General features: G+C 71.2%; 23 protein-coding genes. 14 read left to right on the plus strand and 9 right to left on the minus strand.

Annotation, left to right across the window (positions count from 1 at the left end; genetic code table 11):
• Positions 1–35 precede the first annotated feature (35 nt).
• The 3 genes from thiL to GT347_RS12020 are packed head-to-tail and all read left to right on the plus strand — an operon-like array spanning position 36 to position 2,039.
• On the plus strand, positions 36–992 hold the full coding sequence (gene thiL / locus GT347_RS12010; protein ID WP_160552172.1) for a thiamine-phosphate kinase: 957 nt from the start codon (positions 36–38) through the stop codon (positions 990–992).
• A 14-nt stretch (positions 993–1,006) separates the two neighbouring features.
• Positions 1,007–1,525 carry a phosphatidylglycerophosphatase A family protein gene (locus GT347_RS12015; protein WP_229722848.1) on the plus strand — a complete coding sequence of 173 codons (519 nt, stop codon included), beginning with the start codon at positions 1,007–1,009 and terminating at the stop codon, positions 1,523–1,525.
• A 1-nt stretch (position 1,526) separates the two neighbouring features.
• A complete protein-coding gene (locus GT347_RS12020) occupies positions 1,527–2,039 on the plus strand; it encodes a CinA family protein (protein ID WP_160552173.1) in 513 nt (170 codons plus the stop codon).
• Here the strand turns inward: GT347_RS12020 and GT347_RS12025 are convergent.
• Together GT347_RS12025 and GT347_RS12030 are read right to left on the minus strand one after the other, a co-directional pair.
• The gene (locus GT347_RS12025) at positions 2,036–3,592 is read right to left on the minus strand and encodes a diguanylate cyclase domain-containing protein (RefSeq protein WP_160552174.1); all 1,557 of its coding nucleotides are present in this window, start codon (positions 3,590–3,592) and stop codon (positions 2,036–2,038) included. The genes GT347_RS12020 and GT347_RS12025 overlap by 4 nt on opposite strands.
• Positions 3,577–4,401 (minus strand): YecA/YgfB family protein, encoded by an 825-nt coding sequence (locus tag GT347_RS12030; protein WP_229722849.1) that lies wholly within the window; start codon positions 4,399–4,401, stop codon positions 3,577–3,579. The genes GT347_RS12025 and GT347_RS12030 overlap by 16 nt, the downstream gene beginning before the upstream one ends.
• A gap of 208 nt (positions 4,402–4,609) precedes the next feature.
• On the opposite strand from GT347_RS12030, the gene GT347_RS12035 reads away from it, so the two are divergent.
• The 3 genes from GT347_RS12035 to GT347_RS12045 all read left to right on the plus strand — a co-directional run bounded on the left by GT347_RS12035 (position 4,610) and on the right by GT347_RS12045 (position 8,805).
• Complete coding sequence (locus GT347_RS12035; protein WP_160552175.1) at positions 4,610–6,379, plus strand: FMN-binding glutamate synthase family protein; 1,770 nt, start codon at positions 4,610–4,612, stop codon at positions 6,377–6,379.
• 108 nt (positions 6,380–6,487) lie between these two features.
• Positions 6,488–7,924 (plus strand): hypothetical protein, encoded by a 1,437-nt coding sequence (locus GT347_RS12040; protein WP_160552176.1) that lies wholly within the window; start codon positions 6,488–6,490, stop codon positions 7,922–7,924.
• A 38-nt stretch (positions 7,925–7,962) separates the two neighbouring features.
• The gene (locus GT347_RS12045; protein WP_229722850.1) at positions 7,963–8,805 is read left to right on the plus strand and encodes a BUD32 family EKC/KEOPS complex subunit; all 843 of its coding nucleotides are present in this window, start codon (positions 7,963–7,965) and stop codon (positions 8,803–8,805) included.
• Here the strand turns inward: GT347_RS12045 and GT347_RS12050 are convergent.
• Positions 8,802–9,509, minus strand: a complete 708-nt coding sequence (locus tag GT347_RS12050) for a GntR family transcriptional regulator (RefSeq protein WP_160552177.1) — start codon at positions 9,507–9,509, stop codon at positions 8,802–8,804. The two genes, GT347_RS12045 and GT347_RS12050, sit on opposite strands and share 4 nt — an antisense overlap.
• 173 nt (positions 9,510–9,682) lie before the next feature.
• Between GT347_RS12050 and GT347_RS12055 the strand changes: the two genes are divergently transcribed.
• From GT347_RS12055 to GT347_RS12070, 4 genes are read left to right on the plus strand one after another with little or no spacing between them, the layout of a single operon-like run.
• A complete protein-coding gene (locus tag GT347_RS12055) occupies positions 9,683–11,050 on the plus strand; it encodes a homoserine dehydrogenase (protein WP_160552178.1) in 1,368 nt (455 codons plus the stop codon).
• A 27-nt stretch (positions 11,051–11,077) separates the two neighbouring features.
• Positions 11,078–12,430, plus strand: coding sequence for a GntT/GntP/DsdX family permease (locus GT347_RS12060; protein WP_160552179.1), 1,353 nt, complete (start codon positions 11,078–11,080; stop codon positions 12,428–12,430).
• Between the two features lie 17 nt (positions 12,431–12,447).
• A complete protein-coding gene (gene otnK, locus GT347_RS12065; protein WP_160552180.1) occupies positions 12,448–13,734 on the plus strand; it encodes a 3-oxo-tetronate kinase in 1,287 nt (428 codons plus the stop codon).
• Positions 13,731–14,381: a class II aldolase/adducin family protein gene (locus GT347_RS12070; protein ID WP_160552181.1), complete on the plus strand. Its 651-nt coding sequence runs from the start codon at positions 13,731–13,733 to the stop codon at positions 14,379–14,381. Before otnK ends, GT347_RS12070 begins: the two co-directional genes overlap by 4 nt.
• 17 nt (positions 14,382–14,398) lie before the next feature.
• Here the strand turns inward: GT347_RS12070 and soxR are convergent, their stop codons facing one another.
• A complete protein-coding gene (gene soxR / locus GT347_RS12075) occupies positions 14,399–14,863 on the minus strand; it encodes a redox-sensitive transcriptional activator SoxR (RefSeq protein ID WP_160552182.1) in 465 nt (154 codons plus the stop codon).
• Between the two features lie 128 nt (positions 14,864–14,991).
• Here soxR and GT347_RS12080 point away from each other — a divergent pair, with 128 nt between their 5' ends.
• From GT347_RS12080 to GT347_RS12090, 3 genes are all read left to right on the plus strand, one after another.
• Positions 14,992–15,411, plus strand: coding sequence for a RidA family protein (locus GT347_RS12080; protein ID WP_160552183.1), 420 nt, complete (start codon positions 14,992–14,994; stop codon positions 15,409–15,411).
• Positions 15,408–16,589, plus strand: a complete 1,182-nt coding sequence (locus GT347_RS12085) for an MFS transporter (protein WP_160552184.1) — start codon at positions 15,408–15,410, stop codon at positions 16,587–16,589. The genes GT347_RS12080 and GT347_RS12085 overlap by 4 nt, the downstream gene beginning before the upstream one ends.
• Before the next feature lie 377 nt (positions 16,590–16,966).
• Complete coding sequence (locus GT347_RS12090) at positions 16,967–18,775, plus strand: FUSC family protein (protein WP_160552185.1); 1,809 nt, start codon at positions 16,967–16,969, stop codon at positions 18,773–18,775.
• A 6-nt stretch (positions 18,776–18,781) separates the two neighbouring features.
• Here the strand turns inward: GT347_RS12090 and GT347_RS12095 are convergent, their stop codons facing one another.
• Entirely contained in the window at positions 18,782–19,237 is a 456-nt protein-coding gene (locus tag GT347_RS12095; RefSeq protein ID WP_229722851.1) for a putative toxin-antitoxin system toxin component, PIN family, read from the minus strand.
• Positions 19,234–20,481, minus strand: a complete 1,248-nt coding sequence (locus GT347_RS12100; protein ID WP_160552187.1) for a THUMP domain-containing class I SAM-dependent RNA methyltransferase — start codon at positions 20,479–20,481, stop codon at positions 19,234–19,236. Before GT347_RS12100 ends, GT347_RS12095 begins: the two co-directional genes overlap by 4 nt.
• An 81-nt stretch (positions 20,482–20,562) precedes the next feature.
• Here GT347_RS12100 and GT347_RS12105 point away from each other — a divergent pair, with 81 nt between their 5' ends.
• Positions 20,563–21,210 carry a DUF4197 domain-containing protein gene (locus GT347_RS12105; protein WP_160552188.1) on the plus strand — a complete coding sequence of 216 codons (648 nt, stop codon included), beginning with the start codon at positions 20,563–20,565 and terminating at the stop codon, positions 21,208–21,210.
• Between the two features lie 3 nt (positions 21,211–21,213).
• Here GT347_RS12105 and GT347_RS12110 read toward each other — a convergent pair whose 3' ends face one another.
• The 3 genes from GT347_RS12110 to rpoN all read right to left on the minus strand — a co-directional run bounded on the left by GT347_RS12110 (position 21,214) and on the right by rpoN (position 24,438).
• Complete coding sequence (locus tag GT347_RS12110) at positions 21,214–22,482, minus strand: type II toxin-antitoxin system HipA family toxin (RefSeq protein ID WP_229722852.1); 1,269 nt, start codon at positions 22,480–22,482, stop codon at positions 21,214–21,216.
• On the minus strand, positions 22,463–22,804 hold the full coding sequence (locus GT347_RS12115; protein WP_160552190.1) for a helix-turn-helix domain-containing protein: 342 nt from the start codon (positions 22,802–22,804) through the stop codon (positions 22,463–22,465). The genes GT347_RS12110 and GT347_RS12115 overlap by 20 nt, the downstream gene beginning before the upstream one ends.
• Positions 22,805–22,878: 74 nt before the next feature.
• Complete coding sequence (gene rpoN, locus GT347_RS12120; RefSeq protein ID WP_160552191.1) at positions 22,879–24,438, minus strand: RNA polymerase factor sigma-54; 1,560 nt, start codon at positions 24,436–24,438, stop codon at positions 22,879–22,881.
• Positions 24,439–24,532: the final 94 nt, after the last annotated feature.

The raw sequence follows: 24,532 nt of genomic DNA on the forward strand, positions 1-24,532 counted from the left end.
TTTCGCACTTCCGCACGCACCTGCTCCGGTCCTCCATGGGCGAATTCGACCTCATCTCCCGCTACTTCCACCGCCCCGCCCGCCGCTCGCCGCTGGGCGTGGGCGACGACTGCGCCCTGCTGGCGCCCGCGCCCGGCCAGCAGCTGGCGGTGTCTTCGGACATGCTGGTCGAGGGCCGGCATTTCCTCTCCACCGTCGATCCGGCGCGGCTCGGCCACAAGGCGCTGGCGGTGAACCTGAGCGACTTGGCGGCCTGCGGCGCCAGGCCGCTGGCCTTCACCCTGGCGCTGTCCCTGCCCTCGGCCAACGAGGCCTGGCTGGCCGGCTTCTCGCGCGGCCTGCTGGCCCTGGCCGACGAACATGCCTGCGAGCTGGTCGGCGGCGACACCACCCGCGGCCCGCTCAATATCTGCATCACCGTCTTCGGCGAGGTGCCGGCCGGCCGGGCGCTGCTGCGTTCGGGCGCGCGTGCCGGCGACGATCTGTGGGTCAGCGGCACGCTGGGCGATGCGCGACTGGCGCTGGAGGGCTTTCGCGGCACGCTGGCACTCGATGGCGATGTGTTCGCCGCCGCCCGCCAGCGCATGGAAACGCCCACGCCGCGCGTCGCCCTGGGCCAGGCCCTGCGCGGCATCGCCAGCAGCGCCATCGACATCAGCGACGGCCTGCTCGGCGACCTGCGCCATGTGCTGCAGGCCAGCGGCGTGGGCGCCACGCTGGAGACGGCGCGCGCCCTGCCCCTGCTGGCGGCCGGCCCGGCGGCCTGCGGCGAGGACTGGGCGCTGACCTGCGTGCTGGCCGGCGGCGACGACTACGAACTGGCCTTCACCGCGCCCTCCTCGGCACGTGCCGAGGTCGAGGCCGCGGGCGCGGCCAGCGCCACGCCGGTCACCCGCATCGGCCGCATCGAGGCCGAACCCGGCCTGCGCCTGCTCGACGGCCAGGGCCGTGCGCTGCAGCGCGGCTTCGCCGGTTTCGACCATTTCACCTGAGCACGATCACCCACATGCAAGACGAAGACCGCAACGCCATCCGCCCCGACTTCCGTTTCATGACACGCCATGCGGCGCACTGGATCGCCCTGGGCTTCGGCTCCGGCCTGTCGCCGGTGGCGCCGGGCACCGCCGGCACGCTGTGGGCCTGGGCCGTCTGGCTGCTGCTGTCGCAGTGGCTGGACAGCACTTCGCTCGGCGTGCTGCTGCTCACCTCCACCCTGGTCGGCTGGTGGGCCTGCACGCTGACGGCGCGGCACCTGCGCAGCCTGGACCCCTCCAACATCGTGTGGGACGAGGTGGTCGCCTTCTGGCTGGTGCTGTGGGTGCTGATGCCGGCCGGCTGGCTGGCGCAGCTGGCGGCCTTCGCGCTGTTCCGCTTCTTCGATGCGGTCAAGCCCGGCCCGGTGGGCTGGGCCGACCGGAGCTTCCACGGCTTCGGCCCGCGCGGCGGCTTCGGCATCCTGGCGGACGACTTCGTCGCCGCGTTCCTCACGCTGCTGGTGATGGCGGCATGGAAGGCCTTGTTCTGACATGGAAAACGACCTGCTCGAAGACACCGACCGCGCCGCCGCCGCCCTGTGGGAGCCGCTGGCCGAACTGCTGCTGGCGCGCGGCTGGATGCTGGCCACGGCCGAGAGCTGCACCGGCGGGCTGATCGCCGGCGGCTGCACCTCGCTGGCCGGATCGAGCCGCTGGTTCGAACGCGGTTTCGTGAGTTATTCCAACGATGCCAAGCACGACCTGCTGGGCGTGGACCCGGCCCTGATCGCCGCCCACGGCGCAGTCAGCGGCGAGGTGGCCCAGGCCATGGCCGGCGGCGCCATCGCCCATTCGGCGGCCCAGGTGGCCGTGGCAGTGACCGGCGTGGCCGGCCCTGGCGGCGGCACCGAGGCCAAGCCGGTCGGGCTGGTGTGGTTCGGCTTCGCGCTGCCGGACGGCAGGGTGGTGAGCGAATCGCAGCGCTTCGCGGGCGACCGGGCGGCCGTGCGCTCGGCCACGGTGCGCCACGCGCGCGAGCGGCTGCTGGCGCTGTTGCGGTCCTAGTCCGGCTGGCCGCGTTTGGCGCGGTACATGGCGGTGTCGGCGCGGCGCAGCAGGGTGTCCGCATCGCGGCCCTCTTCGGGGAACACCGCCACGCCGATGCTCAGCGTGACCCACAGCTGCAACTCGCCATGCGACACCGGATGCGCCATCGCCTGGCGCACCCGCTGCGCGGTCAGCTGCCAGGCGCCGTCGCGCACCTGCGGCAGCAGCACCACGAATTCATCGCCTCCCAGGCGCGCCACCGTGTCGCCGCCGCGCAAGGTGTTCTGCAGGCGCTCGGCCACGGCGCGCAGCACCGCATCGCCCACCTCGTGGCCATGGGCGTCGTTGACGCGCTTGAAATGGTCCAGGTCGATGAACAGCAGGGCCAGCCGCTCCTGGCGGTCTCCGGCGCGCTCGATCGCCCGGGCCAGGGTCTGTTCGAAGAAGCTGCGGTTGGGCAGGCCGGTCAGGAAGTCGTGCAGGGCATCGTGGCGGCTGCGGCGCTCGCGCTGGGCCACGGTTTCGTAGTTGCGCCGGAAGCCGCGCGCCAGCAGCACCAGCAGCAGCGACAGGGCCATGCCGCCGGTGGCCACCGCCAGGGGCAGCGGGCGCAGCCAGGGCAGGCCGGCATCGCGCTCGAAGGACAGGCGCCAGCGCCGTCCGCCCACGGTGAGTTCACGTTCGATCGGCGATGCCGGGCGTGCCAGCGGCCCGGCCTGCGGCGCGCTGTCGTAGAGCAGCGCCGCGTCGGACGAATGGTCGGCCAGGCCGATGTCCTCGATGCGCACGCGCCACCGGTGCTCGCCGGCGTCCAGCAGGCCGGCCATCATCAGCGGCAGGTCCAGCACCATGCCGAGCTGGCCGCGGTAGGTGCCGCGCCGCTGCTCCAGCGTGGTGACGCGGCTGCCGCGCTGGTAGACGGCGTAGCGCAGCAGCACCGCCCGGCCGCCCTGCACCAGGGCGGTCAGGCCCGACAGCTCGGGCCGGCCGCTGTCGCGGGCGCGCTCCTGCACCTCGCGCAGCGGCGGCGCCCAGCTGGCGTCGAAACCGAAGATGCGCGGGTTGGTCGGCACCGGCTCGCTGTAGAGGATGGGCATGTAGGCCGGGCGTTCGCCGGCCGGATGGATGGCGAAATCGGGATAGCCGCGCGCCGCCATGCTGCGGTCGGCGCGCGCGGCCGCCTCGAAGCGCTCGCGCTCGGCGGCCGGCACCAGCGGCGCGTACTGCAGGGCGACGACGGCGGGGAAACGCTCGGCGATCTGCTGGGTCTGGTACTGGTCGTGGAACTCGCTGCGCGACAGGCCGTCGCCCACCCTCAGCATGCCGCCGAAGCCCATGGCCAGGTCGAAATGGCGCTGGATGCGCTGGTTGGCCAGGTCCACCGTGCGGGCCACGGTCTGCTGCGCCGCCTGCGCGGCCACCGACTGCTCGCGCCAGCCCGCCGCCACCCAGGCGGCCAGGGTCAGGCCCAGCATGACGATGGGCAGCACGTCGGCCAGGCGCAGCACCCGCACGCGCGGCGGTGGCGCCGCGGCGGCGTCGGAGGCGGGCGATCTCAGGCGCCGTGGCACTTCTTGTATTTCTTGCCGCTGCCGCAGTGGCATGGATCGTTGCGGCCGGGCTCGTCCGACTTGCGGGCGGCCACCACACGCGGGCCGTAGCTCTTCCAGAACTTGCGCAGGTCGTACACCGCCCAGATGGCTTCGCCGAAGGCGTCGAGCCGGTCGTGGCTGATGCTGGGCGGGCCGTCCTCGGCGAACATGGGGATCTCCAGCGGGCCGTCGTCGGGCTCGGTCAGCTGATCGATGCAGTCCAGGGTCTCGTCGAGGATGGCAGCGGCTTCCTTGTCGCGCGGCGGCGCCCATTCCTCGGGCCAGGCCTGGGTGGCGGCGATGAAGCCCATGGCCCAGCCCTGGGCGATGGAGGGGATGTCCTCGGGCGCGATGTCCAGCCGCTCTTCCTCGGGCATGGAGGCGATGGCGCCCACCATGTCCAGCACTTCCGGCTGGTAGCTGGCCTCGTCTTCCAGGCTGTCCACCGGATGGTCGAGCGCCCAGGCGATCTCGTCGGCGCGGCGCTGCCACAGCTCGATGAAGCGGCGCTGCTGCACCGGGCCGGAGAAGACGCCGCTGTCGCTCTCCGACAGGGCGGCGCCGGGCGCGGGCGGCGCGGCGCCTTCGCCGAAGAGCTGGGGCAGGACTTCGTCCAGGCCCAGCGGACGGCGGCAGCAGACCACCGCGGCCAGGAAGCCGTCGCAGACCTCCCAGCTGGGGGTGTCGGGCTGGCGTTCGCGCAGGTCGTCGAGGATGTCGTCGAGCGCGTCGAAATCGTCGGGCGTCATCGGTTCGGGCATTTCGGCCGCGAGGGTGTCATCGGACATGGTGGCTACCTGGAAGAAGAAGAAAGCTGAAGGGGCCCGGCGGAGCGGGCACGCACTGAAGGCGGTCGGCGGGCGCGCGGATGGATTCGCACGGAAGACATCGTGGCCTCCTATCATCCGGCCCGGGCCGTGACGCGCGTCACCTTCGAAGCAGGCGATGCGCGCGAGAAGTCCGTATTTTACCGGCGCAGTCCAGGAGACCCCCCCGATGTCCACCATTCCCCGCGACCCAGCGCGCCCTTCCCTGCACGGGGCCCGCCGCGGCCTGGGCCGCTATCCGGTGCGCTACAGCGCCTTCGGACTGTGCCTGCTGGCCGTGCTGGTGCTGGCCTTCATCCACGACACGGCCAGCGCCTGGTGGTGGATCGCCACCGCGCTGGCGGTCGTGCTGTCGGTGGTGGGTTTCCGCGACCTGGCGCAGACGCGCCACGCCATCCTGCGCAACTACCCGGTTTTGGGGCACCTGCGTTTCTTCTTCGAATTCATCCGGCCGGAGATCCGCCAGTACTTCATCGAGAGCGACAACGAGACCCTGCCCTTCTCGCGCGCCCAGCGCTCCCTGGTCTACCAGCGCGCCAAGGGCGAGCCGGACAACCGGCCCTTCGGCACCCAGCTCGACGCCGGCCTGCAGGGCTACGAGTGGATCAACCATTCGATGTCGCCCAGCAAGCTGGCCAGCCACGATTTCCGGGTGTGGATCGGCGGCCGGCCCGGTGCGCCCTCCAGTTCGGTCGAGCCCTGCACCCAGCCCTACGAGGCCAGCGTGTTCAACATCTCGGCGATGAGTTTCGGCTCGCTGTCGGCCAACGCCATCCTGGCGCTGAACAAGGGCGCGGCGCAGGGCGGCTTCGCGCACGACACCGGCGAGGGCTCGATCTCGCGCCACCACCGGGTGCATGGCGGCGACCTGATCTGGGAGGTGGCCTCGGGCTACTTCGGCTGCCGCAACGACGACGGCAGCTTCAACGAGGAGAAGTTCACCGCCAACGCCCGCGAGCCGCAGGTGAAGATGATCGAGATCAAGCTCAGCCAGGGCGCCAAGCCGGGCCACGGCGGCATCCTGCCGGGCACCAAGGTGACGCCCGAGATCGCCGAGGCGCGCGGCGTGCCGGTGGGGGTGGACTGCATCTCGCCGTCCTCGCACAGCGCCTTCTCCACGCCGGTCGAGATGATGCATTTCATCGTGCGGCTGCGGCGCCTGTCGGGCGGCAAGCCGGTGGGCTTCAAGTTCTGCCTGGGCCATCCCTGGGAATGGTTCGCGCTGGTCAAGGCCATGCTGCAGACCGGCATCACGCCGGACTTCATCGTGGTCGACGGCGCCGAGGGCGGCACCGGCGCCGCGCCGGTCGAGTTCACCGACCACGTCGGCGCGCCGGTGCAGGAAGGCCTGCTGCTGGTGCACAACACCCTGGTCGGCGCCGGCCTGCGCAAGCGCATCAGCCTGGGCTGCGCCGGCAAGGTGATCAGCGCCTTCGACATCGCACGCTACATGGCACTCGGCGCCGACTGGTGCAACGCCGGCCGCGGCTTCATGCTGGCGCTGGGCTGCATCCAGGCGCAGACCTGCCACACCGGCAACTGCCCGACCGGCGTGACCACCCAGGACCCGCAGCGCCAGCAGGCCCTGGTGGTGCCGGACAAGGCCGAGCGCGTCACCCGCTTCCACCACCACACGCTGGAGGCGCTGAAGGAGCTGGTGCAGGCGGCCGGGCTGGAGCATCCGCAGCAGATCACCGCCCACCACATCGTGCGGCGTGTCACCGATACGGAAGTGCGCCTCTTGTCCAACCTGCTGCTGCAGGTGGAGGCCGGCGCGCTGCTGGGGCCGCTGGACGAGCTGCCCACCGTGTTCCGCCTCTACTGGCCGCTGGCTTCGGCCGACAGCTTCCGTGCGCAGGAGGCCGTGCCGGGCCCGGCGCCGCAGCATGCCGGCGCGACCCTGCCGACGGCGGTGCTGGCGCCGCGCTCATCCCTCTAGGAGCCTGGGCGGAGGCGGCTTTCGGGCCGCGTGACGAGGCTTCGGCGCGTGGGCCGGGCCGGGTCCGGGGCCTGGAAATGATGGGCGTTTTTTTCACTCGCTCCCACCATGTCCTGGCTCTCCACCGCCGCGCAGCTCCTGACGCAATTCCTTTACGTGCAATCGGCCCTGGCCGGGCTCACCGGGCGCCACATGCCGCCCGCCGCCGGCCCCGGCGCGCTGGCGCTGCCCGGTGGCACGAACCTGTCCGCCGGAGCGCATTTGCAGGGACTGCCCTTCGGCCCGCCGCACGCCCTGGAGACGACACCCGCCATCTTCGCCCCGCCGCGCGCCCGGCGGCTGCGCGGCAACCGCCGGCATCGCACCGCCGCGCCGGCCACCACCACCACCACCACCACCACCACCACCACCGCAACCGCAACCGCAACCGCAACCGCCGCGCCGCGTCGTGCCAGGCCCACCCTGTCGCCGCTGTGCACCACGGTCGAGGAAGGCGCCCGGGCCTACTACGCGCTGCACGACGCCCAGCGGCGCCAGCCCGGTGCGGCGGCCGAGGCCGATCGCGCCTACTTTCCGCTGCACTTCCACCTGATCCACGCGGCCTGCTCGCACGACCGCGCGCAGCTGGAGGCGCGGGACAGGAGCGGCCCGCCGCAGGAAGATCCGGTGCAGGCCTTCCACGCCCGCATCGCCAGCTTCGATGCCCGGGTCGAGGCCATCGACACCTTCTTCGCCCGGCTGGCCGAGGTCCGCACGCAGCTGTCCGACTTCATCGACCGCCAGGCACCGCGGCAGCTGCAGCCCGCCCTGCGCCAGCAGGCCCAGGAAGCGGTGGACCGCCAGGTCGAGCGCGCCGGCTGCGGCCTGAGCTACGGCGCCATGCCGCCCGACACCTTTCACCCCGATCTGGCCGAGCTGCAGGAGCCGCTGCGCCAGCGCATCGAGACGCAGAGCCGCGAGGGCCTGGCGCGCACCGAGGCCTTCTACGCCGCCGGCCCCGACATCCTGGGCACCCGCGAGAACGGCCTGGCCCCGGTGATGGCCCACATGCAGGATTTCGCGCGCAACGGCGTGCTGAGTTTTCGCGGCGGCAAGGCGCTCGACGATCTGCTCGAACACGCGCCGCGCGCGCATCGCCCCGCCAACGCCACTTCGCGCGGCGGCTGGCTTTATCTGCCGCAGGCGATGGCCGATGCCGGCACCTCCGGCCGCACGGCGGTCACCCGCCTGCGCCACGAGATGCACGACCCGGCGGCGCGGACGCAGCACACGCGCTACCGCGATGTCGAGCTGCGCGGCGATGCCTACCGCCTGGACCACGGCGACTGGCGGCCCAATCCCTTTCCCACCGACGCCGCGCGCGAGGCCGCCAAGCACCGGGCGGTGCAGGCCCTGATGGACCGCGTCGCCCGGCGCGCCTTCGACCTGATGTACCGCGACCAGCACTACGACCGCCAGGGCCTGCGCCAGGAGGGCTGGTTCTGGCAGCTGCTGGCGCGCTTCGGCCCCTTCAGCCAGGCCGGCAGCGACGACGAGCAGGGCTGATGCTCCCCGGACCGCCCCGGCATGGTTAGCATTGCCAGGTGAACCTGCCATCCGACTCCGATTACGAAACCGGCGACCTCGACGAGGCCGGCGCGCAAGAGGCCGCCGACTTCCTGCGCCAATGCCTGGCCACGCAGACCGAGCCGGTGCAGCGCTACCTGTGGCGCGACGGGCAGGTCTGGGTCAAGCGCAGCGTGGCGGCGCGGCCGCGCTGGCACTACTGGCTGCTGGGCCTGTTCGCCAGCGCCGTGCGCCTGCCCGCGCTGGCGCCGGTGCCCAATCCCGGCGGTGAGCAGGCGGTGCGCACCGAGGCGCGAAGGCTGCGCGAACTGGCCGCCCGCGGCCTGCGGGTGCCGCCGGTGCTGGCCGAGCTGCCCCAGGGCTTTCTGATGGAGCACCTGGGCCGCCCCGGCCAGCCCACCCCCTCGCTGGCCGAGGAGATGAACGAGAACACCGGCGACGATCCGCAGAAGGTGCTGGCCCTGTTCTGCCAGGGCCTGCAGGCCACCTCGCGGGTGCATGCCGTCGGCACCTGCCTGAGCCAGGGCTTCTCGCGCAATCTGGTGCGCTGCCCGGACGGCGTCATCGGTTATGTGGATTTCGAGGACGACCCGCAGGCCAGCCTGCCGCTGCTGCAATGCCAGCTGCGCGACGTACTCTGCTATGTGCACTCCAGCGCCGTCTACCTGCTCGAAGCCGGCCAGCTCGAAGCCGCCCGCGAACCTTGGCGCGCCTGGCTCTCGGCCCGCCCCGCGGCCCTGCAGGCCCAGGTCGCCGACAGCGCACGGCGCATGCGCTGGCTGCGCCGGCTGCCCAGCGACCGGCGCTGGGGGCGCGACCTGCAGCGGGCGCGCGCTGCGTGGGCTTTGCTGGAAGCCTAGGCGCGAGCCGCCTTTCGCGGCTGGCCCGCTGCCACGGCACGCAGCTCCGCATCCAGGAACTCCCGCGCCACGTTCCACCCGCTGCGGTGATGCTGCCGCAGGATCTCGCGCAGCAGCGGGCCGGCGCGCTGGCGTACCGCATCGAGGATGGCTTCGTGCTCCTGCACCGCGCGGCGCCAGCGTTCGGTCTTGCGGTTGCCAGCGTAGCGGTAGCGGCGGATGCGGGCCGACTCGGCCGCGTAGATGCGCGACAGCACCGGGTTGCCGGCGGCGTCCACGATGGCCTGGTGGATGGCCTGGTTGCAGCGGAAGTACTCCATCAGCTCTCCAGCCAGATAGGCCTGCTCCATGTGCCGGTGCAGCTCCTCGATGTGGGCCACCTGCGCATCGCCGATCTGCTGGCAGGCGGGTTCGGCCGCCAGGGATTCCAGGCCGATCAGCACCTCGATGGCGGCGGCCACCTCCTCCACCGTCATGGCGGTGACGACCGCGCCGCGGTTGGGCTCGATGGTGACCAGGCCCTCGGCCTCCAGGATCTTGAAGGCCTCGCGCAACGGCGTGCGCGAAACGCCTTCCAGCTGCTCGGCGATCAGCCGCTCGGTGATGCGCTGACCGGGCGCGAGGCTGCCCGAGACGATCAGCTCGCGCAGCCGCCGCGCGGCGAGCAGGCTGCGCTGGCCGCGTTCCTCGGTGGCGGTGTTCATGGGGTCAGGAGTCTGCATTGAATGCAATCACGGGGTCCATATTGTGTTTCTAGGTGATAACCCTGGCTTTCAGCGATTGATTGCATGCAATCATCGGGGGTTTGGTCATCCACAGGCGCCAGCGTGCCTTGCGCACGCCCCTTGGGCAGCGCGCCGCATCCTGAATCATCGCCATGAATTTTGAATTGTTGTTCGCCGCCCAGTCCGGCAAAACCGTGCGTTATGCCCTGACCGGCGCCAAGGGCGGCTTCTCCCGCACCCTGCTGGCCCAGACGCGCCGCATGCCCAATCTGCTGCCCACCGTGCTGTGCGACCTGGACCTGCCCGGCCTGCGCGCCCTTTGCCTGGAGCTGGGTTATGCCGAATCCGCCCTGCTGGAATGCGCCGACGCCGCCGCCGTGGCCGCCGCGCCGGCCGATGCGATCGTGCTGGTGGCCGACGTGGCGCTGATCGCGCACGAGCGCTACGACATCCTGGTTGAGGCCACCGGCAACCCGGTCATCGGTTACCGGATTGCATGCAGTGCCATCGACGCCGGCCGCCATGTGGCCATGGTGAGCAAGGAAGTCGATTCGGTCGCCGGCATCGCCATGTCGCGCCGCGCCGCGGCCAAGGGCGTGGTCTACACCACCGCCGACGGTGACCAGCCGGCCAACCTGATCGGCTGGGTGAGCTGGGCGCGCACCCTGAACCTGGAGATCGTGGCCGCCGGCAAGTCCAGCGAATACGACCTGGTGTTCGACCCCGCCACCGGCGACATCACCCAGCTCGACACCACCTTCGCCTGCCCCGCCATGGGCGCGCTGATGACGCTGGGCGCCGACGTGCCCGCCACCGTGGCGGCGCGCCGCGCGGCGCTGGCCGGCCGCAAGACCTCGGCCACCGCCGACTACTGTGAGATGTCGGTGGTCGCCACCAACACCGGCCTGGTGCCGGACGTGGAACTGCTGCACTACCCCATCGCCCGCACCGCCGAGCTGGCCGACATCTACGCCCTGAAGGAAGACGGCGGCCTGCTGGGCCGCAGCGGCGCCATCGAGGTGTTCAACGTGCTGCGCACGCCCGACGAAGCCAGCTTCGCCGGCGGCGTGTTCGTGGTGGTGAAGACCTTCGATTCCGTGACCTGGGAGCTGCTGCGCCAGAAGGGCCATGTGGTCAGCCGCGACGGCAAGTACGCCTGCATGTACCTGCCCTACCACTTCATGGGCATCGAGACGCCGATCAGCCTGCTCAACGCGGTGCTGCAGGGCCGCGCCTCGGGCAGCGACAAGCCGACGCAATGCGCCATCCTGGCCGGCCGCGCCACCGCCGACATTCCCGCCGGCACCGTGCTGAAGATGGGCGGCCACCACCATGACGTGACCGGCGTGCAGGCCGTGCTGCTGCCGCGCACCACGGCGCCGGCCGACGTCGCGCCGCTCTACCTGGCCGCGCACGCCACCACCGCTCGCGACATCCGCGCCGGCGAACTGCTGGTGCTGGGCGATCTCGCCAACGCCGAACCCGAGCTGCTGGCCGCCTGGCAGGCCGGCCTGCAATAAACCGCCGCAGATACGGAGACAACAACAATGCACAGCGACCTGACGACCCTGCTGATGGCGGTCGGTTCCATCGTGGTGCTGATCGTGCTGATCAGCAAATTCAAGCTCAACCCCTTCCTGGCGTTGACGCTGGCGGCCATCGGCCTGGGCCTGGCCAGCGGCGCCACGCCCAACGCGGTGGTGGACGCCTTCGCCAAGGGCGTGGGCGGCGGCCTGAACAAGACCGGCCCGGTGATCGGCCTGGGCACGCTGCTGGGCGGCATCCTGCTGGGCTCCGGCGGCGCGGACCGCATCGCCAACGCCTTCCTGGGCGGCCGGCCGGTGCAGTACGTGCCCTGGGCGATTTGCGCGGCGGCGCTGCTGATCGGCATGCCGCATCTGTTCGACGTGAGTTTCATCATGCTGGCGCCGCTGGTCTACACCGTGGCCAAGCGCACCGGCAGCCACCTGCTCTACGTCGGCCTGCCGCTGGCCGCCGGCCTGTATGTGTCGCACGGCCTGCTGCCGCCCCATCCGGCGCCCACGCTGGCGGTGTCGGCCTATGGCGCCAACACGGGCCTGACCATCCTGTACGGCCTGTTCATCGCGATCCCGACCGCCGTCATCTGCGGCCCGCTCTTCACCAAGTTCGCCGCCCGCTGGTTCGGCCCGGCGCCCGACCTCAATGCCGGCCCGGTCGGCGCCCGCGAGACCAGCGCCGAAGAGCTGGCCCGGGTGTCGCTGCCCGCCTCCATCGTGGCGGTGCTGCTGCCGCCGGCGCTGATGCTCATCGGCACCCTGGGCCTGGCCAACACGGCCAAGGGCACGGGCGCCTGGAACTTCTTCAGCGCGCTGAACAACCCCATCCTGTCGCTGCTGGCGGCCGTCATCTTCGCCTTCTTCGCGCTCGGCCTGCGTTCGGGCTACAGCCTGGAGCAGGTCGGCAAGATGGCCAGCAAGGGCCTGGCGCCGCTGGGCGCCATCCTGCTGATCCTGGGTGCGGGCGGCGGCTTCAAGGAGATGCTGACGCTGATCAAGGTCGATGCGCTGATCACCCACCATGCCTCGGGCTGGCCGGTGAACCCGCTGATCCTGGCCTGGGCGATCGCGGCGCTGCTGCGCATCTGCATCGGCTCGGCCACCGTCGCCACGGTGGCGGCCACCGGCATCGTCGCGCCGCTGGCGCTGGCGCATCCGGGCCTGTCGCCGGAACTGCTGGTGCTGGCCACGGCCTCGGGCGCGGTGATGCTCTCGCATGTGAACGATTCGGGCTTCTGGCTGTTCAAGGAATACTTCCAGCTTTCGGTCGCGCAGACCTTCCGCACCTGGACACTGATGCTGTCGCTGCAGTCCTTCATCGGCCTGGCGGGTGTGCTGCTGATCGAGGCTTTCATCGCTTAGAGAAAAAGGAAACGCAAATGGCTGAATCCAGGCCCGTGCTCGGCTGCATCGCCGACGACTTCACCGGCGCCACCGACCTGGCCAACAACCTGGTGCGCGGCGGCATGCGCACCGTGCAGACCATCGGGGTGCCGGCCGACGCGGCAGCGCGTGTGGATGCGGACGCCATCGTGGTGGCGCTGAAGTCGCGCACCACGGCGCCGGCCGAGGCGGTCGCCGAATCGCTGGCCGCGCTGCAGTGGCTGCGTGCGCAGGGCGTGGAGCAGGTCTACTTCAAGTACTGCTCCACCTTCGACTCCACCGCCGAGGGCAATATCGGCCCGGTGACCGACGCGCTGATGGAGGCGCTGGGCACCGGCTTCACCATCGCCACGCCGGCCTTCCCGGACAACGGGCGCACCGTCTTCAAGGGCCATCTCTTCGTCGGCGACCAGCTGCTGAGCGACAGCGGCATGCGTCACCATCCGCTGACCCCCATGACCGACGCCAACCTGGTGCGGGTGCTGCAGCCGCAGACGCGCCACCCGGTCGGGCTGGTGGCTTACGACGTGGTGGCGCGCGGCGAGGCCGCCGTGCGCGAGCGCTTCGCCGCGCTGCAGGCCGAGGGCGTGAAGATCGCCGTGGTCGATGCCGTCTCCAACCACGACCTGATGACCATAGGCGCGGCCGTCAAGGGCATGCCCCTGGTGACCGCCGGCTCGGGCGTGGCCATCGGCCTGCCGCAGAACTGGCCGGGCTTCGAGGGTGCACAGGGCAGCGCCGACCGCCTGCCGCCCGCCAGCGGCCAGCGCGCCATCGTCTCGGGCAGCTGCTCGCTGGCGACCAATGCGCAGGTGGCGGAATTCCAGAAGGCCGGCGGCGCCAGTTTCGCCATCGACCCGCTGGCGCTGGCCGAAGGCACCGACCTGGTCGGCCAGGCCCTGGCCTGGGCCGGGCGGCAGCTGCAGGAGGGGCCGGTGCTGGTCTATGCCACCGCGGAGCCCGCCGCCGTCAAGCAGGTGCAGGCGCAGCTGGGCGTGGCGCGCGCCGGCGCCATCGTGGAAGAGGCGCTCTCGCACATCGCCCTGGGCCTGGTGGAGCGCGGCGTGCGCCAGCTGGTCGTGGCCGGCGGCGAGACCTCGGGCGCGGTGGTGCAGGAGCTCGGTGTGCAGCAGATGGCCATCGGCCCGCAGATCGACCCCGGCGTGCCCTGGACCGCGGTGCAGTCGCCGGCCTGCCCGGGCGAGACGCTGCATGTGACGCTCAAGTCGGGTAACTTCGGCACTCCCGACTTCTTCACCAAGGCATTCGAGCGACTGGCATGAGCGACAGCAAACTGCGCGAAGAGATCTGCCGTGTCGGCGCCTCCCTGTATGCCCGCGGCTATGTGCATGCCACGGCCGGCAACATCAGCGTGCGCACCGAGGACGGCTACCTGATCACCCCCACCGACGCCTGCCTGGGCGCGCTCGACCCGGCCCGCCTGGCCGCCGTCGATGCCCAGGGCGTGCAGACCTCTGGCGACCGCGCATCGAAGACCCTGGTGCTGCACCGGCGCATCTACGGCGCCGACCCCGGGGCGCATTGCGTGATCCACACCCACTCCACCCACCTGGTCGCGCTGACCCTGGCCGGTGTGTGGCAGCCCGACAGCATCCTGCCGCCGATCACGCCCTACTTCGTGATGAAGGTCGGCCGGGTGCCGCTGATCCCCTACCACCGGCCGGGCGATCCGGTGGTGGGCGAACTGGTGGCGCAGCGCATCGCCGCCGCGCAGCAGGCCGGGCGCGCGATCCGCGCGGTGATGCTGGATCGGCTGGGCCCCAACGTCTGGCACCGCTCGCCGGCCGAGGCCAGCGCGGTGCTGGAAGAGCTGGAAGAAACGGCGCGGCTGTGGCTGATGACCAAGCCCGAGCCGCTGTCCGAACACAGCATCGAGGAGCTGCGCGGCAGCTTCGGCGCGAGCTGGTAAGCCCCCGCCCCGGGCGCCTAGACGTCTTCGCGGAAATGGGGCCCCGGTCCCTCGCCCGCCAGCACATCGCCCGCATTGCGCAGCGGGCAGACCTTGAGCGAGAGACAGCCGCAGCCGATGCAGCCATCGAGCTGCGAACGCAGCTGCGTCAGCGTGTGGATGCGTTCGTCCAGCTCCGCGCGCCAGGCGGTGGACATGCGCCGCCAGTCCGCCCGCGTCGGGTTGCGCCCCACCGGCAGCCGCGCCAGCGCATCGGCGATCGCCTGCAGCGGCAATCCCATGCGCTGGGCCACCTTGATCACCGCCAGCCGGCGCAGCACCGCGCGTGGATAACGCCGCTGGTTGCCGGCATTGCGTTCGCTGTCGATCAGCCCGCGGCTTTCGTAGAAATGCAGGGCCGATACCGACAGGCCGCTGCGGGCGGCGGCCTCGCCCACGGTGAGTCTTTCGCTGGCAGTGGGGCGGCTGGGTTTGAGGGACATTGGGATTCGGCGAAGGGACAGGCAGGACGCCATCTTGGCATGGACGAATAGTGCTTGACCTCAAGTGAAGTTGAGGCTCGATACTCGGCGAGGTCTTCAGCTCCTGGCGCCCCAAGCGCGTCCCGACCATGGCCTTCTCCCTGCACATGCTCAACCCCGCCGGCCTCTACGATCCGCGACCCAACGGCTATTCGCACCTGGCCTGCATCACCGGCCCGGCGCGGCTGATCTTCGTCGCCGGCCAGGGCGGCGAGGATGCCGAAGGCCGTCTGGCGCCCGGCTTCGCCGCACAGGTCGAACAGGCGCTCGACAACCTGCACACCGCCCTGGCCGCGGCCGGCGCCGGCTGGGCCGACGTGGCCGAGCTGACCGCCCTGGTGGTCGACCATTCGCAGGAGCGCCTGGGCATCTTCAGCCAGGCCCTGATGCGCCGCTGGGGCACGCTGGCCACGCCTGCCTGCACCCTGATCCCGGTGCCCCGCCTGGCGCTGGACGGCATGCTCTTCGAGATCGACGCCACCGCCGCCCTGCGGGACGAAGACCGATGACAGGCGCGCGCCCCGCCGCCCCGCTCTCCACCCCCGTCCTGCTGCTGATGGCCATGGCCTGCGGCCTGTGCGCCGGCGGCAACTACTTCAACCAGCCGCTGCTGCATTCGATCGCACGCGACCTGGGCATCGCCGAATCCCGCGCGGCGCTCACCGTCACCATCGCCCAGGTCGCTTATGCCTGCGGCCTGCTGCTGCTGGTGCCCCTGGCCGACATGCTGGAGCGCCGCGCCCTGGCCGTGTCGTTGATGCTGCTGGCGGCCGCCGGCCAGTTCGTCAGCGGATTCGCCTGCGGCTTCGGCATGCTGGCCATCGGCACCGCCATGGCCGGCCTGTTCTCGGTGGCCTCGCAGGTGCTGGTGCCCATGGCCGCCGCCCTGGCCGCGCCCGGCCGCAGCGGCCGGGCGACGGGCCTGGTGATGAGCGGCCTGCTGACCGGCATCCTGGCCGCCCGCAGCGTGGCCGGCCTGCTCTCGGGCTGGGGCGGCTGGAGCATGGTCTACCGGATCTCGGGCGCAGTGATGCTGCTGGTGGCCGCCCTGCTGTGGTGGGCGCTGCCGTCCTCGCGCAATGCCGAATCCGCGCGCTACGGCCAGATCCTGCGCTCGATGGGCACGCTGCTGCGCCGCCATCCGCGGCTGCGCAGCCGGGCCTGGCTGGGCGCCTTGTCCTTCGCCTCGGTCAGCTGCCTGTTCTCGACCATGGCCCTGCTGCTGTCCGGCCCGGCGTTCCGCATGGGCGACACCGCCATCGGCCTGGTCGGCCTGGTAGGCGTGGCCGGCGCCCTGGTCGCCAACCTGGCCGGCCGCTGGGCCGACCAGGGACGCCAGCAGGCGACCACCGGCGCATCGGCCCTGCTGCTGATCCTCGGCTGGGCCGCGCTCTACCTGGGTGGCACCCACCTCGGCTGGTTCCTGGCCGGCATGCTGATCGTGGACATGGCGCTGCAGGGCATCCACATCAGCAACCAGAGCGTGGTGTACCGATTACAGCCCTCGGCACGCGGCCGGATCAACGCCGTCTACATGACCGCCTATTTCATCGGCGCCGCCGCCGGCAGCGCCGCCGGCTCCATCGCCTGGCAACAAGCCGGCTGGCCCGCCACCTGCGCCCTGGGCGCAACACTGGCCCTGGCCACCGCCGCAGCCCGGACAGCAGACCTCCGCACCCAACAATAAGCAGGCCGAGCAAAGCGAAGGCCCGTAGCCCTGCGAAGCAGTGGCTGCCCCTGCCCCCGCTCCCGCTCCCGGGTCCCGTGAGCCCGAGAGCGAGGAACGGAGCAAAGGCGGATCAGGGCCACGACCTGTTTGAGCCGAAGGCGAGTTGTCGTGGACCCCGCCTTTGCGAGTACCGCAGCGGTGCCCGAAGGGCCTCGGGTGTCGGGTCGCCTTTCTTTGCTTACTTTCTTTGGCGAAGCAAAGAAAGTGAGCGCGGTCTGGGGCGCGCAGCCCCAGCTCCGCCCTCCGCCAGGAGACCCACCCGCAGGTCAGCCCCCAGACAGACTCCCCCCACTATCGTCAAGCCCCAATCCCACCAAAAAACAAGCCCCAAACCCATGACGAGCGCCCAGCTAGCCCAAGCCCTGCGCATGTCCCTGTCCGCCCTCCTGGCCTTCTCCCTGGCCACCCAGCTGGACATCCAGAACGCCTACTGGGCCGCCATGCCCGTCTGGGTGGTAGCCCAGTCCTCCAGAGGCCTGCTGATAGAGCGCGGCATCTACCGCCTGCTCGGCACGCTGGCCGGCGCAGCCGCAGGTTTCGCCCTGCTCGCAGCCACCAGGAACCCGCTCACCCTGCTCGCAGCGCTAGCCCTCTGGGTAGCCGCCATGGCCACCGCCACCCACCTCCTGCCCGGCGTGAAGAGCTACGCCGCCACGCTCGCCGGCATGACCGCCGCGGTGGTCCTCCTGCCCTGCCTGCATGCAGGCGAGCAACTCCTGCCCCTGGCCATCGCCCGCGTGCAATGCACCTTGATCGGCGTGCTGACCGTGACCCTGGTGACCGGCTGGTTCACCCCCGCCGCGGGACGCCGGGAGTTCTACCTGCGCATCCGGAAAATGGCCGCCGACGCCACCGACTTCGCCGCCCAGGCCGTGTCCGGCCACGACGATCCACAACAGCCAGCCCATGAACAGCGACTCCTGCTGGAGATCGCCGACGCCGAATCCGCCGCCCGCACCATGGCCGCCGGCTCGCTGCAGGGCTGGCGCCGCCTGCGCCACACCACCGCCCTGGCCGCCGCCAGCCTGGCCCTGATGTCGGCGGCGAGCGCGCTGCGCGCCCGGCGTCTGCGCGGCGATGCGGTGGACGAAACCCTGCCCCGCCGCCTGCTGGCCCAGGCGCAGGAGCTGCGCACCGATGGCAAAAGAACCGTCGGTGCGACAGCCTGGCCGGCCCACGGCGCGGAAGGCCCGGAAACACGCCTGCACGAGGCGATGCGCCAGATCGTGCAGGCCGAGGAAGCCCTGTTCGCCGACCGCCCCGTCGCCGTCACCGCCGCCATGCGCCTGCCGCCGCAGCGCGACTGGCAACGCGCCCGCATCCGCGGCCCGCTGGCCGGCCTGGCGACCTTCGTGGCCGCCCTGGCCGGCCTCTGGTCCGGCTGGGCCGCCGGCGAGCTGATGGCGCTGGGCGTGTGCATCTTCTCGATGGTGCTGGGCTCGCTGCCCTCGCCGCGCCTGGTCGCGCCCAGGCTGCTGGCCGGCGTGATCGTCGGTGTGGCGGCCGCCATGCTCTACCGCTTCTTCATCCAGCCGCAGGTGGCCGGGCCGCTCGGCCTGATCGCCAGCGTGGCGCCCTTCATCGTGCTGGGCGCGCTGGCGCGGGCATATCCCCGCACCGCCCTGCCGGCGCTGGACGCCAATATGTGTTTCATGCTCGGCAGCCAGGCCGGCATGCCGGAGGCCGGCCCGGCCGAGATCCTGGGCGGATCGCTGGCCCTGGCGCTGGCTGCTCTGCTGGTGGTTGGCGCCCTGCTGCTGTCGCCCGAACGCCGCGATGCACGGCTGCACGCGCTGCTGGCCGGCCTGCGCCGGGACATCGGCAGGCGCCAGGCCGCCGTCGCCCGGGCGGCGCTGCAGTTGCTGGGCGAATACCAGCGCCTGGGCCGTTCGGCCTCCCTGCCGGCCGGGCTGCTGTCGGCGCTAGGCTTCAGCGCCAGCCTGGGCCAGCTGCGCGAATTCGGCGAACCGACGGCGGCCGGCGTGCGTGTGCTCGAAGGCTTCGGGCAGGACCCGGCGGGGACAGCCGACGAGGCGGTGCGCCTGGCGCACCAGGCGCCCAATCCGGTGATCGGGCTGGAGTATTGCGATGCGGCCGATGCCCTGCGCAGCGGCTCGGCCTGGCTGGCCGCAGCACCCGCCTGAAGCCGGTCAGCGCGCGGGCAGCAGCACGGCCGGATCGACCGCCGCCGTGTCGAGCACCGTGCCCACCGTCACACCCAGGCCCGCCAGGCGCTTGCGCATGCAGAGCACCGCCCGGTCCTTACTCAGGAGCTGCGCGCGGTGGGCAGCCGCCAGGTCGATGAACACCTGGTCGTCCGGATCCTTGCAGGAGAAACCGATCTTGGGCGCCGGCTCGACGATGCGGGCGTGGCGGTCGAACTTCTGCAGGATGGCGGCCGGCGTCAGGCCGTAGAAGGCCAGGCGCGGCACCAGTTGGGCATAGTCCAGCACCCGCTCCAGCTCGTTGCGCATGTGGGGCGTGGCGATCCAGTCGAGCCGCCCTTCGGCCAGTCCGTCGCGCACCGGCTGCGAGGCCGGGTCGGCGAAGAGGAAGACATCGAGCACGACATTGGTGTCCAGCACCACCACCGGGGGCTGGCTCATTCCTGCGGCGGGCGCTGGCGCACCGCGCCGGCCACCATGTCGAACTTGAACAGCCGGCATTCGATGGGGCCGTTCCACATTGGCACGCGTCGCGATTCCTTCAGGCGCATGCGGCCGGGCAGCTTCAGGTCGGGGGTGAGCATCCAGGCGCTCCAGCCGGCGAAGTTGCGTTTCCAGTGGGTGGCCAGGGCGGGGAAGAAGTCGGCGCCGTCCTCGGTCTGGGCGGTTTCGCGCATCTCGCGCGGCTGCTGGGCGACGTCGCCGGCGCGCTGGCCCGCCACGCCGGCCACGGCGATGCGTTCGCCGTAGGGCGGGTTGAGCAGCATCACGCCGGTCTCGGCCGGCGGCATGCGCTGCAGGGCGTCGCCGCCGCGGAATTCGACGGCATCGGGCACACCCGCGCGGTCGGCGTTGCGCTGGGCGAAGTCGACCATGCGGTGCGACACATCGCTGCCGAACACCGGCACCGGCGGCGCGCAGACCGCTGCCTCGGCCTCGTCGAGCAGCAAGCGCCAGACATGGGGCTGGAAGGGCACCAGCTTCTCGAAGGCGAAGCGCCGGTGCGCGCCGGGCGGGATGCGGCAGGCGATCTGCGCGGCCTCGATCGAGATGGTGCCGCTGCCGCAGCAGGGGTCGTAGAGCGCGACCGGATTTTCGCCGTGAGGATTCCAGCCGCTGGCCGCGATCATGGCGGCAGCCAGCGTTTCCTTGAGCGGCGCGTCGCCCTTGTCCTCGCGCCAGCCGCGCTTGAACAGCGGCTCGCCGGAGGTGTCGATGTAGAGCGTGGCCTGGTCGGTGGTGAGGTGGGCGTGGATACGCACGTCCGGCCACTGGGTGTTGACGTCGGGCCGCACGCCGGTCTTGTTGCGGAACCGGTCGGCGACGGCATCCTTGATCTTGAGCGCGGCGAAATTCAGGCTCTGCAGCGGGCTGTGCTGGGCCGTCATCTCGATCTTGAAGGTCTGCTTGGTGCCGAACCAGATCTCCCAGGCGACTTCGGAAGCGGCCTCGTAGAGATCGCGTTCGTTGCGGTACAGGGTCTGCGACAGCTGCACCAGCACACGCTGGGCCAGGCGGCTGTGCAGGTTGAGTTGCATGGCGTCGCGCCAGGAGGCGCGCAGCAGCACGCCGCCGCGCAGGGTCTGCAGGTCCATGCCGGCCAGGCCGGTGAGCTGGTGGACTTCGTCTGCGAGATAGCCCTCGACGCCGGCGGCGCAGGGCAGGAAGAGCTGGAACTGGTTCATGGAAGTCCGCAAGGATACGCGCGCGGCCGCCGCGGTAAATCGGCAAGGCCACAATGGCGGGACATCCACCGGAGCAGCACCATGATTTCACGCAAAACCTTCGCGGCCACCGCCGCCGTCCTGGCCCTCGCCCTGGTGGGCGCTCCGGCCTCGGCCCAGGTGGGCGGATCGGCCATCAAGAGCATGCTCGGCCAGGCTTCCGACAGCGCGCTCGACCAGCTCTCCAAGCCCGGCGCCTTCTCGGCCGACCAGGCGATCGCCATCGCCCTGCCCGGCGGCAAGGGCGTGGGCGACCTGATGAACCTGGCCAGCAAGGCCGGCCTGACCGGCGACATCAACGGCAGCCTGAACCGCGCCGCCGAACAGGCAGCCGCCCAGGCCAAGCCGATCTTCCGCGCCGCCATCGACAAGGCCACCTTGAACGATGCCGTCGGCGCGCTGCGCGGCGACACGGGCGCGACCGACTACCTGAAGAAAAGTACCGGCCCGGAGATCGCCGCCCAGCTCAAGCCGCTGGTGCAGGCGGCGCTGCAGAGCAGCGGCGTGCTCAAGCAGACCTCGCAGCTGTCGGCCCTGGGTTTCAACGACGCCAAGCTGACCGACTACGTGACCGGCAAGACCTCCGACGGCATCTTCACCTATGTGGGTAGGGAGGAAACGAAGATGCGGCAGAACCCGCTGGAGACGGGCAAGAACCTGCTGCAGGGGATGAAGGGCCTGAAGTTCTGAGCTTCAGGCGCTGATGGCCTCGGCCTGGCGGGCGACGAAATCGGCCATGCGCCGGGCCAGGGCCTCGTCGCCGCCCCGCTCGGCCACAGCCGCTGCAGCACGGCGGGCCAGGGTGGCCAGGGTCGTGGAGACGATCTCTTCGGCCCGGTCGGCGTTCAGGCCGAAATGCGGCGCGGCCTCGCGGGCCAGGGCCAGGCGCGCATCGCGCTGTCCGGGCAGGATGGCCAGCTCCTGGTAGCCGGCCATGCCGCCGAACTGCGGCACCATGTCGAAAGCCGGCGCCAGGCGCCAACGGCCCTGATGGTCCTGCAGCATGCCGTGGTTCTTCACATGGTCATCGGTGTTGCCCACGGCCAGGTTGAAGACGAGGCGGCGGAACAGCTCCTGCAGGTCGTGTTCCGGCCGGAAGGACAGCCGCCGCAGCGTCTGGGCCAGCTCGACATAGCTGCCGCCGCTGGACTGGTAGGCCACGTCCAGCAGCGCCGAACACGAGAGGTAGTGCAGGCGGCGCTCTCCCTGGGGCGACATCTCCCGGTCGAAGCGCCGCACCAGCAGCGCATGGCCGCGGCTGAGCGGCTGCAGGACAAAGGCCGGCACCTCGATGCCGCACTCCGCGGCCAGGGACAGGGTCGCCGCCTCGACGACCTCCATGTCGCAGTCGTCCGCGCGCGAAGCGAACTTGGCGATGTGGCGCCGGCCCTCGTGGAAGAAGCTGGCTTTGGGCCGGGCACCGCCCAGGCTCGCGCCGCCGCGCAGCAGGGCCTGCATGGCGGGCGTGACCTCGAAGCCAGCCTCCAGCTGGCGTGAAGCCTCGGCAACGGCCTCCAGCGCCAGCAGGCTGCCCGGCGGATCGCAGGGCTGGATCGGCAGCCGCGTAGAGAACACCATGGCGCCGACCCGGTCGTCGTTGGTCAACAGCAGGGCGTCGATGTCGTCCAGCGGACCGCCGTGGCGCGCTTCCAGCACCCGGCGGCCCCAGCTGTCGGGCAGCGCGTCCTGCAAGGTCAGCGGCAAGGCGCCACCGTCGCGCAGCCTGCGCGGGGCGAGCGGGAAAGCTGCATCCTGCAATGGCAGCCAGGCGGGATTGAGCGCCAGCGCATCCGGCCGTTGCAGGTAGCGGCGGCCATACGCGAATTCGCCCGACTCCATCACGCCCTGGCGCAGCAGCTTGAGCAGGCCGACCGGCGGGATCTCCTGGCGGTCGTCGTTCCAGGCCAGGCCGACATAGACCTGGCGTTCGGCGGAGGCAGGATCAGAAATCAAGCTCGTCACCCGAGATGCGGCCCGGCACCGGCTGGCCGGCGGCACGGCGCACGCGGCGGCCGGCGGCCACCAGCGGCGCGGGCGCCAGGGCATCGAGGCCGTCGAGTTGGCCCAGCAGCCAGAGCGCATGGGCCAGCACACCGACGCTGGTGCCGGCCTTGCCGCCTTCCAGCGCGCGCCAGGTGGTGGGCGAGCAGAGCAGGCGTTCGGCCATCTCCGCGACCGTCCAGCCGCGTGAGATGCGGTGCGCGCGCAGGCGCTGGCCGAGCGACAGCAGCGATTGCTGCGCCGGCTCGGGCAGGGAAGAGAGGGAGGCTGCAGCCTTTTTCATCAATAAACTGGCGATTAAGCGGCTTAAGAACCAGTTTATTGGTTTTTTCTCGCCGCCACAATGCGGCCCGGCCGCTACAGCGACTTGCGCAAATTGGCCGGCGCGATGCGCAGGGCATCCCGGTACTTGGCCACGGTGCGCCGCGCGCATTCGATGCCCTGCTCCTTGAGCATGTCGGAGATCTGGCTGTCCGACAGCGGCTTGCGCAGGTCCTCGGAGCTGACGAACTGCTTGATCAGCGCCCGCACCGCCGTGCTCGACGCGTTGCCGCCGGTCTCGGTGCCCAGGGCCGAGCCGAAGAAATACTTCAGCTCGAAGGTGCCGAAGGGCGTGGACATGTATTTGGCGGTGGTCACCCGGCTGATGGTGGATTCGTGCAGGCCCAGCTCGTCGGCGATCTCGCGCAGCACCAGCGGGCGCATGGCCAGCTCGCCGTGCACGAAGAAGTTCTTCTGCCGCTCGACGATGGCGTTGGACACCCGCAGGATGGTGTCGAAGCGCTGCTGGATGTTCTTGATGAACCAGCGCGCCTCCTGCAGCCGCTGCTGCAGGGCGGCGCTGCCCTCGCCCTTGTGCTGCTTGAGGGCGCTGGCGTAGATGTCGTGCACCTTCAGCCGCGGCATCACGTCGGGGTTGAGCTGCACCCGGAAGCGCGGCTGCGGGCCGCGGCCGATCTTCTGCACCAGCACGTCGGGGATGACGATGTTGCGCTCCACGTCCACGAAGCGGCGCCCGGGCTTGGGTTCCAGCCGGGCGATCAGGCCCATGGCGGCGCGCACCAGCTCGTCTTCCACGCCGCAGGCGGTGACCAGGCGCTTCACGTCGCGCCGGGCCAGCAGTTCCATGGGCTGGGCGCAGATCGCCAGGGCGGCATCGACCAGCGCGGGCGGGACGGTGCCGGCCCCGCGCAGGGCCTTGAGCTGCAGCGTGAGGCATTCGCGCAAATCGCGCGCGCCCACGCCGGCCGGCTCCAGGTGCTGCAGCAGGCGCAGGGCCATGGTGAAGCGCTGCACCAGTTCCTCGACCTCCTCGGACTGCTCCTCGTCGGGGCCGGCCAGGCCGAGCGCCAGCGAGGGCAGGGAGTCTTCCAGATAGCCGTCGTCGTTGAGCGATTCGATGAGAAAACGCAGGGCAGCGCTGTCCTCGGGCGACAGGCGCAGCGACAGGGCCTGGCGGTGCAGATGGGCGGTGAGCGACTCCTGGCTGCGCGCCAGTTCGGTGGCATCGACGGCTTCGTCGCCGCCCAGGTTGTTCTGGCGCGCGGGGGCGTCGCCGCCCCATTCGCCGTCGTCGGCCACGACCTCGTTGGTGCCGCCTTCGCCGTCCCAGCTGGGTTCGGCCTCCATGCCGCCCTCGCCCTCGGACTCACCGGCGGTGTCGGCCGTGCTGGTGCTGCTGGTGTCGGCGCTGGTGTGGTAGCTGTCGTCCTCGGATGCGGGGGCTTCGGGCGTGACGGAGCCGAAGTCCTGGACCGGCTCGTCCAGGCTGGCTTCCAGGAAGGGGTTCTCGTCGAGCATCTGCTCGACTTCCTGGCTCAGTTCGAGCGTGGAAAGCTGCAGCAGCCGGATCGACTGCTGCAGTTGCGGCGTCAGCGCGAGATGCTGCGAAACCCGAAGAGACAGACCTTGCTTCAACCCAAATACCTCGTGAGGCCGTGCGCGAAGCGCACGCCGGAATCCTGGAGGCCGCCGCGCACGGCCGCCCGAAGCGGCCGGCCTGCCCCCCCGG

Origin of the sequence: Xylophilus rhododendri, assembly GCF_009906855.1 — a bacterium.
Classification (GTDB): domain Bacteria; phylum Pseudomonadota; class Gammaproteobacteria; order Burkholderiales; family Burkholderiaceae_C; genus Xylophilus; species Xylophilus rhododendri.

Coding starts and splice junctions, on each gene's coding strand:
- thiL (WP_160552172.1), top strand. CDS start 36: ATGGGCGAATTCGACCTCATCTCCCGCTACTTCCACCGCCCCGCCCGC.
- GT347_RS12015 (WP_229722848.1), top strand. CDS start 1,007: ATGCAAGACGAAGACCGCAACGCCATCCGCCCCGACTTCCGTTTCATG.
- GT347_RS12020 (WP_160552173.1), top strand. CDS start 1,527: ATGGAAAACGACCTGCTCGAAGACACCGACCGCGCCGCCGCCGCCCTG.
- GT347_RS12030 (WP_229722849.1), bottom strand. CDS start 4,401: ATGTCCGATGACACCCTCGCGGCCGAAATGCCCGAACCGATGACGCCC.
- GT347_RS12035 (WP_160552175.1), top strand. CDS start 4,610: ATGTCCACCATTCCCCGCGACCCAGCGCGCCCTTCCCTGCACGGGGCC.
- GT347_RS12040 (WP_160552176.1), top strand. CDS start 6,488: ATGTCCTGGCTCTCCACCGCCGCGCAGCTCCTGACGCAATTCCTTTAC.
- GT347_RS12050 (WP_160552177.1), bottom strand. CDS start 9,509: ATGAACACCGCCACCGAGGAACGCGGCCAGCGCAGCCTGCTCGCCGCG.
- GT347_RS12055 (WP_160552178.1), top strand. CDS start 9,683: ATGAATTTTGAATTGTTGTTCGCCGCCCAGTCCGGCAAAACCGTGCGT.
- GT347_RS12060 (WP_160552179.1), top strand. CDS start 11,078: ATGCACAGCGACCTGACGACCCTGCTGATGGCGGTCGGTTCCATCGTG.
- otnK (WP_160552180.1), top strand. CDS start 12,448: ATGGCTGAATCCAGGCCCGTGCTCGGCTGCATCGCCGACGACTTCACC.
- GT347_RS12070 (WP_160552181.1), top strand. CDS start 13,731: ATGAGCGACAGCAAACTGCGCGAAGAGATCTGCCGTGTCGGCGCCTCC.
- soxR (WP_160552182.1), bottom strand. CDS start 14,863: ATGTCCCTCAAACCCAGCCGCCCCACTGCCAGCGAAAGACTCACCGTG.
- GT347_RS12080 (WP_160552183.1), top strand. CDS start 14,992: ATGGCCTTCTCCCTGCACATGCTCAACCCCGCCGGCCTCTACGATCCG.
- GT347_RS12085 (WP_160552184.1), top strand. CDS start 15,408: ATGACAGGCGCGCGCCCCGCCGCCCCGCTCTCCACCCCCGTCCTGCTG.
- GT347_RS12090 (WP_160552185.1), top strand. CDS start 16,967: ATGACGAGCGCCCAGCTAGCCCAAGCCCTGCGCATGTCCCTGTCCGCC.
- GT347_RS12095 (WP_229722851.1), bottom strand. CDS start 19,237: ATGAGCCAGCCCCCGGTGGTGGTGCTGGACACCAATGTCGTGCTCGAT.
- GT347_RS12100 (WP_160552187.1), bottom strand. CDS start 20,481: ATGAACCAGTTCCAGCTCTTCCTGCCCTGCGCCGCCGGCGTCGAGGGC.
- GT347_RS12105 (WP_160552188.1), top strand. CDS start 20,563: ATGATTTCACGCAAAACCTTCGCGGCCACCGCCGCCGTCCTGGCCCTC.
- GT347_RS12115 (WP_160552190.1), bottom strand. CDS start 22,804: ATGAAAAAGGCTGCAGCCTCCCTCTCTTCCCTGCCCGAGCCGGCGCAG.